At 58.0% G+C, this 13,295-nt stretch carries 14 protein-coding genes and 1 tRNA gene; 12 read left to right on the top strand and 3 right to left on the bottom strand.

Annotation, left to right across the window (positions count from 1 at the left end; genetic code table 11):
• Positions 1-40 precede the first annotated feature (40 nt).
• The 8 genes from rpmI to JFT81_RS09635 all read left to right on the top strand — a co-directional run bounded on the left by rpmI (position 41) and on the right by JFT81_RS09635 (position 8,442).
• Positions 41-235 carry a 50S ribosomal protein L35 gene (gene rpmI, locus JFT81_RS09670; protein ID WP_002553160.1) on the top strand — a complete coding sequence of 65 codons (195 nt, stop codon included), beginning with the start codon at positions 41-43 and terminating at the stop codon, positions 233-235.
• Positions 236-263: 28 nt separating this feature from the next.
• A complete protein-coding gene (gene rplT, locus JFT81_RS09665; protein WP_007913489.1) occupies positions 264-620 on the top strand; it encodes a 50S ribosomal protein L20 in 357 nt (118 codons plus the stop codon).
• 109 nt (positions 621-729) lie between these two features.
• Positions 730-1,746, top strand: a complete 1,017-nt coding sequence (pheS, locus tag JFT81_RS09660) for a phenylalanine--tRNA ligase subunit alpha (RefSeq protein WP_003226365.1) — start codon at positions 730-732, stop codon at positions 1,744-1,746.
• A 26-nt stretch (positions 1,747-1,772) separates the two neighbouring features.
• The gene (pheT, locus tag JFT81_RS09655; RefSeq protein ID WP_201227138.1) at positions 1,773-4,151 is read left to right on the top strand and encodes a phenylalanine--tRNA ligase subunit beta; all 2,379 of its coding nucleotides are present in this window, start codon (positions 1,773-1,775) and stop codon (positions 4,149-4,151) included.
• Between the two features lie 3 nt (positions 4,152-4,154).
• On the top strand, positions 4,155-4,457 hold the full coding sequence (gene ihfA, locus JFT81_RS09650; protein ID WP_002553164.1) for an integration host factor subunit alpha: 303 nt from the start codon (positions 4,155-4,157) through the stop codon (positions 4,455-4,457).
• Entirely contained in the window at positions 4,438-4,794 is a 357-nt protein-coding gene (locus tag JFT81_RS09645) for a MerR family transcriptional regulator (RefSeq protein ID WP_003179985.1), read from the top strand. Before ihfA ends, JFT81_RS09645 begins: the two co-directional genes overlap by 20 nt.
• A gap of 89 nt (positions 4,795-4,883) precedes the next feature.
• Positions 4,884-4,960: transfer RNA gene (locus JFT81_RS09640), tRNA-Pro, on the top strand.
• 299 nt (positions 4,961-5,259) lie between these two features.
• Positions 5,260-8,442, top strand: a complete 3,183-nt coding sequence (locus JFT81_RS09635) for an AAA domain-containing protein (RefSeq protein WP_201227137.1) — start codon at positions 5,260-5,262, stop codon at positions 8,440-8,442.
• A gap of 60 nt (positions 8,443-8,502) precedes the next feature.
• Here the strand turns inward: JFT81_RS09635 and JFT81_RS09630 are convergent, their stop codons facing one another.
• Complete coding sequence (locus JFT81_RS09630; RefSeq protein WP_201227136.1) at positions 8,503-9,114, bottom strand: prepilin-type N-terminal cleavage/methylation domain-containing protein; 612 nt, start codon at positions 9,112-9,114, stop codon at positions 8,503-8,505.
• Entirely contained in the window at positions 9,111-9,572 is a 462-nt protein-coding gene (gene gspH / locus JFT81_RS09625) for a type II secretion system minor pseudopilin GspH (protein ID WP_201227135.1), read from the bottom strand. The genes JFT81_RS09630 and gspH overlap by 4 nt, the downstream gene beginning before the upstream one ends.
• A 114-nt stretch (positions 9,573-9,686) precedes the next feature.
• Here gspH and JFT81_RS09620 point away from each other — a divergent pair, with 114 nt between their 5' ends.
• On the top strand, positions 9,687-10,118 hold the full coding sequence (locus JFT81_RS09620) for a type II secretion system protein N (protein WP_201227134.1): 432 nt from the start codon (positions 9,687-9,689) through the stop codon (positions 10,116-10,118).
• 4 nt (positions 10,119-10,122) lie between these two features.
• Here the strand turns inward: JFT81_RS09620 and gspI are convergent, their stop codons facing one another.
• Positions 10,123-10,509 (bottom strand): type II secretion system minor pseudopilin GspI, encoded by a 387-nt coding sequence (gene gspI, locus JFT81_RS09615; protein WP_201227133.1) that lies wholly within the window; start codon positions 10,507-10,509, stop codon positions 10,123-10,125.
• Positions 10,510-10,656: 147 nt separating this feature from the next.
• On the opposite strand from gspI, the gene gspG reads away from it, so the two are divergent.
• From gspG to gspL, 3 genes are read left to right on the top strand one after another with little or no spacing between them, the layout of a single operon-like run.
• The gene (gspG, locus tag JFT81_RS09610; protein ID WP_201227132.1) at positions 10,657-11,106 is read left to right on the top strand and encodes a type II secretion system major pseudopilin GspG; all 450 of its coding nucleotides are present in this window, start codon (positions 10,657-10,659) and stop codon (positions 11,104-11,106) included.
• Positions 11,107-11,114: 8 nt separating this feature from the next.
• On the top strand, positions 11,115-12,101 hold the full coding sequence (gspK, locus tag JFT81_RS09605; protein WP_201227131.1) for a type II secretion system minor pseudopilin GspK: 987 nt from the start codon (positions 11,115-11,117) through the stop codon (positions 12,099-12,101).
• Positions 12,098-13,276, top strand: coding sequence for a type II secretion system protein GspL (gene gspL / locus JFT81_RS09600; RefSeq protein ID WP_201227130.1), 1,179 nt, complete (start codon positions 12,098-12,100; stop codon positions 13,274-13,276). The genes gspK and gspL overlap by 4 nt, the downstream gene beginning before the upstream one ends.
• Positions 13,277-13,295 lie beyond the last annotated feature (19 nt).

Here is a 13,295-nt window from a genome sequence, read left to right as displayed (position 1 = left end):
TTCTGATTATGTTTATCAACTGAATGCGGAGTATCCGAACATGCCAAAAATGAAAACCAAAAGTGGTGCTGCTAAGCGGTTTCTGAAAACTGCTAACGGTATCAAGCACAAGCACGCTTTCAAGAGCCACATCCTGACTAAAATGTCGACCAAGCGTAAGCGTCAACTGCGCGGTAGCAGCTTGCTGCATCCGTCTGACGTGGCAAAAGTCGAGCGCATGCTGCGCCTTCGTTAATTTTAGTCAAGAATAGAGGAAGTAACTCATGGCTCGTGTAAAGCGTGGCGTCATTGCCCGTAAGCGTCACAAAAAAATTCTGAAACTTGCTAAAGGCTACTACGGCGCACGCTCCCGCGTATTCCGTGTTGCCAAGCAAGCGGTAATCAAGGCAGGCCAATACGCCTACCGTGACCGTCGTCAGAAAAAACGTCAGTTCCGCGCTCTGTGGATCGCTCGTATCAATGCTGGTGCTCGTGTTAACGGTCTGTCCTACAGCCGTTTCATCGCTGGCCTGAAAAAAGCGTCCATCGAGATCGACCGTAAGGTTCTGGCTGATCTGGCAGTGAACGAAAAAGCGGTGTTTGCTGCGATTGTCGAGAAAGCTAAAGCCACCTTGGCTTAAGTACCCCCGACAATCACCCGGCCCCACTTCCGTGAGGCCAGGTGGTAAACGTCTTAAATAGGGGAAGAGCCTTCAAGCTCTTCCCCTATTTTGTATCTGGAGTCTGTACATGGAAAACCTGGATGCGCTGGTCTCTCAAGCACTAGAGGCTGTGCAAAGCGCTGAAGATATCAATGCCCTGGAGCAAATCCGGGTTCAATACCTTGGCAAAAAGGGTGAATTGACTCAGGTGATGAAGACCCTGGGGAATTTGCCGGCAGAAGAGCGTCCGCAAGTCGGCGCCCTGATCAACGTTGCCAAGGAACGTGTTACAGGCGTTCTCAATGCGCGCATGGCCTTGTTTGAAGAAGCCGAGCTGGCTGCCAAACTGTCTGCCGAATCCATTGACGTGACGTTGCCGGGCCGTGGCCAGACCTCTGGTGGTCTGCATCCGGTCACCCGCACTCTGGAACGCGTTGAGCAGTTCTTCACCCGCATCGGCTACGGCATTGCCGAAGGCCCTGAGGTCGAAGACGACTATCACAACTTTGAAGCGCTCAACATCCCAGGTCATCACCCGGCCCGGTCGATGCATGACACCTTCTATTTCAATGCCAACATGTTGCTGCGCACCCATACCTCGCCGGTACAGGTCCGCACCATGGAATCGAAACAGCCGCCGATCCGCATCGTCTGCCCAGGCCGTGTCTACCGCAGCGACTCCGATATCACTCACTCGCCGATGTTCCATCAGGTCGAAGGCCTGCTGGTTGATCGCGACATCAATTTTGCCGATCTCAAAGGCACCATCGAAGAATTCCTGCGGGTGTTCTTCGAGAAGGAACTGGCCGTACGCTTCCGTCCTTCGTACTTCCCGTTCACCGAGCCATCCGCTGAAGTCGATATGGAATGCGTGATGTGCAGCGGTAAAGGCTGCCGCGTCTGCAAGCAGACTGGCTGGCTGGAAGTGATGGGCTGCGGCATGGTTCACCCGAACGTGCTGCGCATGTCCGGCATTGATCCGGAAGAATTCTCCGGCTTCGCTTTCGGCATGGGCGTCGAGCGTCTGGCCATGCTCCGTTACGGCGTGAATGACTTGCGTCTGTTCTTCGACAACGACTTGCGGTTCCTCGCGCAATTTCGCTAGTCGTAACGAATTCTTAGGAGAGCAGGATGAAATTCAGTGAACAATGGCTGCGTGGCTGGGTTAGCCCGCAGGTAAATCGCGACGAGCTGGTTGCTCGTCTGTCGATGGCCGGTCTTGAGGTCGATAGCGTCACGCTGGCCGCCGGCGTATTCAGTGGCGTCGTCGTGGGCGAGGTGCTGAGCACCGAGCAACACCCTGACGCTGATAAATTGCGTGTTTGCCAAGTCAGCAATGGCGCGGAAACCTTCCAGGTCGTGTGCGGTGCGCCAAACGTGCGTCCGGGCCTGAAGATTCCGTTCGCGATGATTGGTGCTGAGCTGCCAGGCGACTTCAAGATCAAGAAAGCCAAGCTGCGCGGTGTCGAGTCCAACGGCATGCTCTGCTCGCAAGCCGAGCTGCAGGTCGGTGAAGGCAGCGACGGTCTGATGGAGCTGCCGGCCGATGCGCCGGTGGGCGAGGATTTCCGAGTTTACCTGGATCTGGAAGATGCCAGCATCGAGGTCGACCTGACCCCGAACCGTGGCGACTGCCTGTCGCTGGCCGGTCTGGCCCGTGAAGTTGGCGCGCTGTACGACGCTCCGGTCACCCGTCCGGTGGTGATGAGCATTCCTGCAGTGCACGACGAAGTGCGCTCGGTAGAAGTGCTGGCGCCAGCCGCGTGCCCGCGTTATCTCGGGCGTGTCATCCGTAACGTTGATCTGTCCAAGCCGACGCCGCTGTGGATGGTTGAGCGTCTGCGTCGCGCTGATGTGCGTAGCATCGACGCTGCCGTCGACATCACCAACTACGTGATGCTTGAACTGGGTCAGCCACTGCACGCCTTCGATCTCGCCGAAATCAATGGCGGCATTCGTGTGCGCATGGCCGAGGAGGGCGAGAAGCTGGTGCTGCTCGACGGTCAGGAAGTCAGCCTGCGTAGCGATACGCTGGTGATTGCCGACCACACTCGCGCTCTGGCGATTGCCGGTGTGATGGGTGGCGAGCACAGCGGTGTTTCCGCGACCACTCGCGACGTGTTCCTTGAGTCCGCGTTCTTCGACCAGATCGCTGTCGCTGGCAAGGCTCGTTCCTATGGCCTGCACACCGATGCCTCGCACCGCTACGAGCGTGGCGTCGATTGGCAACTGGCCCGTGAAGCCATGGAGCGCGCCACCGGCCTGCTGTTGGAAATCACTGGCGGTGAAGCCGGCCCGATTATCGAGACCGTCAGCGAGCAACATCTGCCGTCGATCGCGCCGATCACTCTGCGTGCCCAGCGCATCGCTCAAATGCTCGGCATGGAAATGGATTCGGCACAGGTCGAGCGTCTGCTCAGCGGCCTGGGTCTTGGCATTACTGCCGATGGTGAAGGCCAGTGGCGCGTAGAAGTGCCAAGTCATCGCTTCGACATCAGCCTGGAAGTCGATCTGATCGAAGAACTGGCCCGTCTGTACGGCTACAACCGTCTGCCAGTTCGTTACCCGCAAGCGCGCCTTGCGCCGCAAGCCAAGGCTGAAGCGCGTAGCGACCTGCCGGAACTGCGCCGTCTGCTGGTGGCTCGTGGTTATCAGGAAGCGATCACTTACAGCTTCATCGATCCGCGTCAGTTCGAACTGTTCAACCCGGGCGTCGAGCCGCTGTTGCTGGCCAATCCGATCTCCAATGACATGGCGGCCATGCGTTCGTCGCTGTGGCCGGGTCTGGTCAAAGCGCTGCAACACAACCTCAATCGTCAGCAGGATCGCGTACGTCTGTTCGAAAGCGGTCTGCGTTTCGTCGGTCAGCTCGAAGGTCTGAAGCAGGAGCCAATGCTGTCCGGCGTGGTCTGCGGTAGCCGTCTGCCAGAAGGCTGGGCACAGGGTCGCGACACCGTCGATTTCTTCGACGTCAAAGCTGATGTGGAAGCAGTATTGGGTTTTGCCGGTGCACTGGATTCCTTCACTTTCACACCGGGCAAACACCCGGCGTTGCACCCGGGTCAAACCGCGCGCATCGAGCGGGAAGGGCGTGAAGTCGGCTTCATCGGTGCCATTCACCCTGAATTGTCGAAAGCTCTGGGTCTGGACCGTCCAGTCTTCGTTTTCGAGCTGGTTCTGGCTGAAGTGGCACTCGGTAAAATGCCGAAATTCCACGAGTTGTCGCGCTTTCCTGAAGTGCGTCGTGACCTTGCATTAATTGCACACAAAGACGTCGCGGCCTCGGCTGTACTGGACGTAATCCGTGAAAATGCAGGCGAATGGCTCACAGATCTCAGGCTGTTTGACGTGTATCAGGGTAAAGGCATTGATCCTGATAGAAAAAGCCTTGCAGTTGGCTTGACCTGGCAGCATCCATCGCGCACTCTTAATGACGATGAGGTGAATTCGACGACGCAAAATATCCTCACCTCGCTCGAACAAAGGTTGAACGCCACGTTAAGGAAGTGACGTATGGGGGCTTTGACGAAAGCTGAGATGGCGGAACGTCTGTATGAAGAGCTGGGCCTGAACAAGCGGGAAGCCAAGGAATTGGTAGAACTGTTTTTCGAGGAAATCAGGCACGCTCTTGAAGACAACGAGCAGGTCAAATTGTCCGGTTTCGGCAATTTCGACCTTCGGGACAAACGCCAGCGGCCTGGCCGCAACCCGAAAACGGGGGAAGAAATCCCGATCACGGCTCGCCGTGTGGTCACCTTTCGTCCAGGGCAGAAGTTGAAGGCCCGAGTTGAGGCTTATGCTGGAACCAAGTCATAACGACGAACTACCCGTCATCCCGGGCAAACGCTACTTCACCATTGGTGAAGTCAGCGAGCTGTGTGCCGTAAAGCCACACGTGCTGCGCTACTGGGAGCAGGAGTTTCCTCAACTCAACCCCGTCAAACGCCGCGGAAACCGCCGGTATTATCAGCGCCAGGACGTGCTGATGATCCGGCAGATCCGCGCGCTGCTTTACGATCAAGGTTTCACCATCGGCGGCGCACGTTTGCGTCTGTCCGGCGATGAAGCCAAAGACGACACTACCCAGTACAAGCAGATGATTCGGCAGATGATTGCCGAATTGGAAGACGTTCTGGTTGTTCTCAAGAAATAAAAAGCGGCGTTTGAATACTTCCAGTTTTCAAAAGCTTGCGCTATATTCTTGAGCGCTCTTCGAGGTGAAGAGCGAGTTGCAAGACCAGTCGGGGCGTAGCGCAGTCCGGTAGCGCACTAGCATGGGGTGCTAGGGGTCGAGTGTTCGAATCACTCCGTCCCGACCATAATTCCTGAGTAAAATCAGACATTTAAGCCGATCACTTGGATCGGCTTTTTTGTGCCTGCGCAAAACCCGCGCAAAACTACCCGGTGTTTTCGCTAATATTCATGTCTGGAACTGCCTCCGGCCAGACGATCTTCGCATGGTCCTTCTGATCGTATTTGGTCATGCTCGCGCTTGCGTGGCAGCCGCTTACTGATACCTTGTTCGCCATCTTTACAGGCTGATCCGGCGCTGCCATCGCGCGGTGCCCTTTGGTCGCTGTATTTTCAGGTTGGAATTGCAAAGGATTTTTTTCTCATCATGACGATGGCCAACAGCGACAGCGTGCTCGATTTCTGGCACAGCATTGAGTTTTTCAACTCTTACGATCTAGATAACAGCCTTGATGAGGCGCGTGCTTCGCGCAGTGTGGAGCTGGTCAGTGCGGCCACTCTGGCCGAGGGGATGTGGGAAAAGCAGCTTGAGCGTCGTCGTGTGCTCTATCTGCTGCCGTTCGATGTGTCCCATGTCACGCTCTTGATAGAACAATATGTTCAAGGCCCAGAGGCCAGCGAAATCAACCGCGTGCGTGACACTGAGATGGCGTCCGCCGGCCTGACCTGTTACGCCAGACTTACGCTGGACCCAAGTGGTAAGCCGGACTTCCAGGGTATGAGCGTTTCCGCGCTGCCCTGGGCGCTGGGCAGGTTGATCGAACATGACCTCGGCGCATTGTGCGCGGTAGATTTCGAAGGCAGCGTGCACGCGCTGAAGCGCGGTTTGGCAGATGATTGGTCGCAATGCCAAGGCAACATGTCGGGGCCTGAACTGATCGATCTGATCGTCACACGTTTGCAGCAATGGGCCATCTTCGACTCGCCGCATTCGGATCTGGCTTACATGGATATCTGGCCGCTGCCCAAGGGTCGAAAAGTGCCAGCGGCAATAGAACCTGCCGAGCCAGAGTCCGAAAGCACGGCCGAACAGGTGCCAGTCGATGACTTGCCGATTCTCAACAGCTTTTATGTGCATGACCTCGCTCAAGCCAAACGCCTGTTGAACAGCGACCGTCCGCCACTCGCCTTGAAGGCTTACCTGGCGCTGGCGGATCGGCAGAAAACCGACCTTGACTCTGAAATAGGACAAGAGGCGATCCGCGTGGCGTTGCAGCCGGAAAAAGGCATCAATGGGCGCTGGCCTTCCGAAAGCCAACACATTCAGTCACTGATGCAGCAGTTCGCGTTGAACAGCATGCGCGACATGCCTGTCGGCGAGGTGCTCGCTGTCAACGGGCCGCCGGGCACCGGCAAAACCACATTGCTGCGTGATCTGATCGCGCATTTGGTGGTCGAGCGGGCCGACGTGTTGTCACGCTTGGCGCGGGCCGAAGATGGCCTGAGTGGTCAGAGCATCACGGCGATTTTCAACAAAAAAAGTTACAAGATTCCGCTGTTGTCCGAGGCACTGACCGGCTTTGAAATGGTGGTTGCCTCTACCAACAATGGTGCAGTGGAAAACCTGTCGCTCGAGTTGCCACAGCTCAAGGGGATTGATGCACGCTTTTCCAGTTGGGGTTACTTCAAAGAGGTAGCAACCCGTTACGCAGGGGCTCACGACACTAAAGCCTGGAAAGCTCCCGAACCCGTTTGGGGGTTGGTGTCGGCCGCGCTGGGCAAGAAAAGCAACCGTAGGCGCTTCCGCGATATTTTTGTCAATCGCGCGGTAACACCTACGGATAAACCGGGTGACAGGTTTCTGAATACTGACAAGGTGGATCTGCCCGCTTGGGAAAAGGTCGGTGCCATGACTTATCGGCACTACAAGTCCAGCTCAAGCACTCAGCGCCCCGATTTCAAAGGCGCCAGGCAGCGTTACATCAAGGCGCGAGAAGCTTATGACGAGCAACTTAAGCATTTGCAGACGCTCTCCACGCTCTATGAGCGGTTGCACCAGATGTTTCCTGCTATCAAGGCCATGTGGCCGGTCGCGCCCGCTCTGAGCCCAGAGAATCTTACCGAGCTGCTCGAAGGCTGCACGCGTTTGATCGGGCGTCTGAAAGACCGGCAGCAGGCGCTTGAGCGCAATCTCGGGCCGGCGCTTTTTCGCTGGTTGGCGCAATGGTTTCGCAAACCGCTCTACAAACAATGGATCGATACCTGTGCCGATGCCGACAAGGCACGAGAATTCGAGAGTGAGTTACGTGATCTGCCAGCGCTGATCAAAACCTGTGACGTGCAGCTTTGGGATGGTAAGCCGCTGGACAGCAAGGCCAACCAGTCGCGTGCCTTCTGGCAGGGCAGCACGTTCAACACGGTACGCAGCGATTTGTTCGTTGCTGCGATGACGCTGCACGAGGCGTTTTTCCTCGAAGTGGCGAACAATGATCTGATATTTGCCTTGACCGCCATTCTCGACCGTCCGCCACTGCAGAGCGCTAGACGAGCTGTGTGGCAGTGGATGTTCATGCTCACGCCTGTGGTGTCGAGTACCTTCGCCTCGATTCGTGCGCAGTTTGCCGGGCTTGAGGCAGAGGACCTTGGCTGGTTGATCATCGACGAAGCAGGGCAAGCCGCACCACAGGCTGCGGTGGGGGCAATCATGCGAGCCAAACGGGTCGTGGTGGTGGGTGATCCGTTGCAGATCGAGCCGGTGGTGACGCAATCGACGCGACTGCTCGACACGCTGGGCCAGCACTGGCTGGGCGACGGCCGTTCGCGCTACGCCATCGACAGTCACTCGGTACAAACCTTCGCCGACCGAGGTTACCGTGAGGGCGTCAAACACCCGCTGGACGAGGAAAAATACATCGGTATTCCATTGGTCATGCACCGTCGCTGTGATAACCCGATGTTCGACATTTCCAACCGTATAGCCTATGCGATGCGAATGCAGCATGCCAAAGAGTCGACCATTGCGGCTCACCCGGTGCTCGGTGTCAGTGCCTGGTGGAGCGTGGTCGGGGAGTCGGAGGACGGAACCAAGTACATCGAGGCCCAAGGGCAACGATTGCTTGGCGAGTTGGTTCGGCTCTATCAATCAGTCGTCAAGGAAGGTGCCGCGTCGCTACCTCTCGTGTTCATTATTACGCCGTTTAGGGAAGTGAAGGCGGGGCTGGTGCGTCTGTTGGGAGATCCGCACACCTGGGCCGCGAAGTTGCCTGCTGACGTAAAGGTACCGGCCAATCTCGCGACATGGGTACGCACTTGCATTGGCACGGTACACACGTTCCAAGGCAAGGAAGCCGATATCGTGTTCTTTGTGCTGGGATGCGACTCGAGTCGTATGGGCGCTATCGACTGGGCCTCATCGAGTCCGAATTTGTTGAACGTCGCAGTGACCCGAGCGAAGAAGCATCTGTACATCGTAGGCGATCAGGCACTGTGGGGCGGGCAGCCGCATTTTGACGTTGCTTTGGATTTCCTGACCAAGGCAAAGGCCAGCCAGCAGGTAGTGGTGCCCGAGACTTTTTCAGGGGCTGCTCAGTCAACTGGAAGCACAGCCTGACGAAGGCCAAAGTTTGTAGCTGTTTCGATGTTTGCAGGGGGAAGGCGCTTCATTCTTCCCCTAGTCCAGCGGCCCTAATACCTGCCGATAGTGCTCCTCCCCCTGAGGAGTCACTCGGGTCAGGCGAATCTCCAGACCTGGCGGGTCTTCGATGCGGTTACCACTGAGTTGGCGCCAACCCATATCCGGTTCCCAGACGCGCACTTGCAGATCACTGATGCTGTCGAGCACGGCCACGCCTTCCTTGGGGGCGGGCAGGGGATAGCGATCCCTGGCCGGAGCAGCGGCGCGATACAGGGTTTGACCTTTCAGCCACCAGCGAACGCGCTGCAGACCGGCCTGCTGCGCTGCTGCACTGCGGATCACGTCGAGGCGGAAAGTCTGATTGTCAGCGCTGCGCACAGTGATAGCGCCCGGCCCGGCAGGTGGCCCATCGTCGTTGTTCGTCAGGTCAGGTTCGCGCAGTTCGATGCTGACGCGCAGGGCGATATCCCGTTCCAGTTGATGCAACGTGCGCAACAGCTCTTCGGTTTGTGCCGTGCTGGCCTGCAAGTGAGTATCGGCGCGGGTCACGCTGTCCAGTCCGCGCCAGGCGATCAGACTGACGATCGCCATCAGCATGATCGCGACCATGACTTCGATCAGCGTGAAACCTGCTTGACGGTTACTCATGGCTGGTTTGCCAAGTGTAATTTTCCGGTCGCCGTGCGTTGCACGATGAGCTTGTTCTGGCCGTCCGAGAGCAGCAGTTGCAAGGGTGAATCAAACCACTCGGCATACAACACAACCGGCCGTTTGGGCGTGACTCGTACGTTCAGTGATGGGGTTTCCCATGTGCGAGGATGCAGTTGCGGATCGGCAATAAAGTGATCGAAACCGATGCCCTGTTCATTGCGACGGCTAAAGCGAAAGCCGTGCTTGTCCGCCAGCCAAGTGATCGGGCGACCATCGGCCAGAGCTTCGGCCTGGGCGATTTGCAGCAACTGGATCAAGCGATTGGCGTCCTTGCGCAGACTCTGCGCCGGGTCGGGTTTGATGCTCAGGCTGACGGCTGCACTGGCGATGCCGATGATGATCAGCACCACCATCAACTCGATGAGGGTGAAACCCTTTTGTCTGTCCTTGATCATGCTGCAACGTTCCTTCGTGGTGAATCTGTCCTGTCAGACCTGGATGCTCAGCCTGGGTAAAAAACCGTTGGTTGTCCTGTAGACTGCGACGCAGGACAACAGGGAGGTTTGGTCTTGGCATTCACTTTTCGTTTATCGGCTCCGCAACTTTTGCAGTCGGCGGCGTTGGTCGCTGCTTTGGCAGGAGGGTTGGTGTGGTCATCGCTTCTGCTGACGACGGCAGAGTCCCACGCCCCGATCGTGGCGCCACAGATAGTGGCTGCGCGCGTCGACACCACAGCTTTGCAGTGGTTTTCCAGCCAGCCTGCACCAATGGATATCAAGGTGTCCGGGGTGTTGGCTGGAGCGCGCGGCGCGGTAGCGATCCTCAGCCTCAACGACGGCCCGCCGCGCAGTTTTCTGGCGGGCGAGCGTCTAAGCCGGGGTGTGCGCTTGGTCGCTATAGAGGCGGATGCAGTGGTGATCGAGCGAGGTGCGCAACAGAGTCGATTGAAGATCAGCACGCTGCCAGACGCCCCGGCACTGCCTCGATTGACCCGCCCCTGAGCCCTCATAGGCGCTTTTCCAGCGGCTGGCCGAGCAGTGTTTCCAGGCGCGCCAAGGGCGGCGATTGAGTTTCGCGATCAGTCACCAGCAACCTCACGCGCAACAAACGGCCATCGCTAGTCGCAGTGATGGTTTGTTCGCAACGTAGCTGCAAGCGCCCCTGATCACACTCAAATACTTTCAATCCTGCGGAAAATCGTCCTTCCAGGCGCAGCTCGGCGAGCCGACTTTGCGCTGCCAGTAACGCGATCGAGCGATCACGCAACAACCCGTTACTCTGAGTCATCAGACCGGCGACGCGTACTGCCGCGGACATGGCCACAGCGATGATCGCCAAGGCCACCAGCACCTCGATCAGGGTAAAACCTCGCTCCTTGCGCATTGCTTCCATAGCAGACTCTGGGGGTGAAACAGGCCCGCAGAATAGCACTCGACTCTCGACCGATGTGCAGAAAAACAGTGCGTTATTCAGTGTTGTACGATGACTGGCTTTTGTTACACTGCGCGCCGAATTGTAATCAAGCCAAGGAAGGTCGAAATGGATTTCGCGCGCGTCAAATCTCAATCCGCAGGCCGACGCGGTCAGCAGGGTTTCACCCTGATCGAGATCATGGTGGTGGTGGTCATCCTCGGCATTCTTGCGGCGATGGTCGTGCCCAAAGTGCTTGATCGCCCCGATCAAGCCAGGGCGACTGCGGCGAAACAAGACATCGCCGGCCTGATGCAGGCACTCAAACTTTACCGTCTCGACCACGGCACTTACCCAAGCCTGAACCAAGGGCTCAAGGTGTTGGTGGAACGTCCGGCTGACGCTAAAAACAGCAACTGGCGTTCCTATCTGGAGCGCTTGCCCAATGACCCTTGGGGTCGTCCTTACAACTATCTGAATCCCGGCGCGAACGGCGAAGTCGACATCTTCTCGCTCGGTGCAGACGGACAGCCAGACGGCGACGGCGTGAACGCCGATATCGGTTCCTGGCAGCTCTAAGCGTCGCCATGAAATCGACGTCGCCGACAGCGGCGAAACAGCGCGGCATGGCGATAATCAGCGCTTTGCTGATTGCCGCCGTGGTCGCGGTGATTGCGGGCGGCATGCTCACCCGTCAGAGCGTTTTTACCCGTTCTCTTGAAGCTGAGCAGTCTCGTGTGCAGGGTGGTGCCGTGCTTTTGGCCGGACTGGAAATCAGCCGCCAATTGTTGAACGACGCCCGCCAGCAAGGCGCTCTGACCAGGCTCGATCAGCCATGGGCGCAACCTGTCAAAAGCAGCCTGGCGAACTCGCTGGGCGGTGCTTTTGAAGGGCATCTGGAAGACCAGCAAGGCAAGTTCAATCTGCGCAATTTAATGAGCAACGAGCGTGTCGATCTCGGTCAGTTGCGCAGCTTCGAAAGGCTCTGCGAAATGATCGGCATCGAGGCCAGCCTCGGTCAACGCATCAGCGAACGCGTCATTGCCGCTTACCCGAGAGTTGTGAGTTCGCCCACCTCCGGGCAAAGCACTGCCGTGACGGGTTTCGACAGCGGTCGAGCGACTTCGCCAAACGCCAGTCGTCGGCCGTTGCCCGCTACCAGGCCGATGTTGCGCAGTCTGGAGGACTTGCGTGATCTTCAAGGTATGAGCGATCAGGCGTTGGCCCGGTTGGATCAATTCGTGAGCATTGTTCCGGCCAAGACCTGGGTCAACGGCAACACGGCCAGCGCCGAGGTTCTGGCGGCGGTGGTGCCTGGGCTGTCGCTGTCACAAGCCAAGGCAATAGTGGTCGAGCGCGACCACGGCCAGTGGTTTATCAACCGGGGTGACTTCGTCAATCGTCTGCGCTTACCGCATCTGAAGGTCGACGGGCTCAACGTCGGGATCAGCAGTGAATGGTTCCTGCTGCGCGGGCACGCGCGTCGTGATCAGCGCCGCGTGAGCGTCGATGCGTTGCTGCATCGTCCCCAGAACGACATGCCCAAAGTGGTCTGGTCGAGGCTCGGAGTATGAGCCGCTTGCGAATTGCCTTGCCGCCGCTTGATCAATTGACGTCGCACACAGCGTTGCAATTTGCACGTCTGGATCACAGCGGTCGCGTCAGCCAGACCGGTGTCAGTACGTTGCTGCTGTTGGGGCAGGAATCTTCGTCGCCGGCGCTGGAGTGTTTTCTGCATCCCGTCGACAGCGTGCTCACCAGCCTGCCGTTGCCGCCGCTGTCGGCGGTGAAGATCGCCGCAGCAGTGGCCTGTGCGGCGCAGGCGCTGATACTCGGTGGCAGTGCGCACATGCACGTCGCCCACAGCGCTCGGGATGGCAATGGTCAGGTCTATCTGGCCTGGCTTCCCAAGGCTGTTCTGGCGCGTTTCGGTGAATTATTGAACCTGCATCACCTGAAGCTGCGGGGCCTCTACCCAGCGCCTTTTGCCTTGCCGGTACCACCGACCGGACAGATCAGCGCGAGCGTGCTGGATGAGCAATTGTTGCTGCGCCTCAGCAGCGAGCAGGCCTCGGTTGAGCCATTGGTTCAAGAGCGTCTGGAGGTGCTTTTAGCCAATGGCAGCGCTGTGCAATGGATCGGTGACGACACACCTGCGGCCGTGCTTGAGCAAAGGCCTGCGGATCAGCGCTGGTCTGGGGCTGCGCCAGGATGGGGGTTGCATGGCGGCGTCGGCAAGCCTGCCGGACCTACACCGGGTTGGGGCAGGGCTGCGATCTGTTGTGCCTTGGCGGTGGCTGTATGGGTTTTCGGTCTGAACCTTTACGCCGCTCGTGAAGCCAGCCAAGGCCAGCAACTCAAGGCACAGATGAGTCAGCGAGTGAAGCAGGCTTTCCCTGAGTTGCCGGTGATTCTCAACCCGTTGCAACAGGCCCGTCAGCAGTTGGCGGCGCGACAGAGTGGGGCGGCGACGGATACCCATGATGGTTTTGCCTACTTGGTACAGCACGCCGCAAGCACGATGTCTTTCATGGCTGGCACCGTTCAACGGCTGACATTCGATCAAGGCCGTTTGCAGTTGGAATTGGCCGCCGATACGACGCACTCGACAGCCGACGGCGCGATGACGGGGGCGCTCGATCAGGCAGGGCTGACGGCCGTGCGTGAAGGCAACGTCTGGACATTGAGTTCGCAAGTCGAGCCCGCTTCGGCTGACAGCGGCGCCAGTATGGATAACGACGATGAGTGAATGGTTGACGCTGTATCGA

Origin of the sequence: Pseudomonas sp. TH43 (genome assembly GCF_016650635.1) — a bacterium.
Lineage (GTDB): Bacteria > Pseudomonadota > Gammaproteobacteria > Pseudomonadales > Pseudomonadaceae > Aquipseudomonas.
This window is presented reverse-complemented; position numbering and strand designations above follow the sequence as displayed.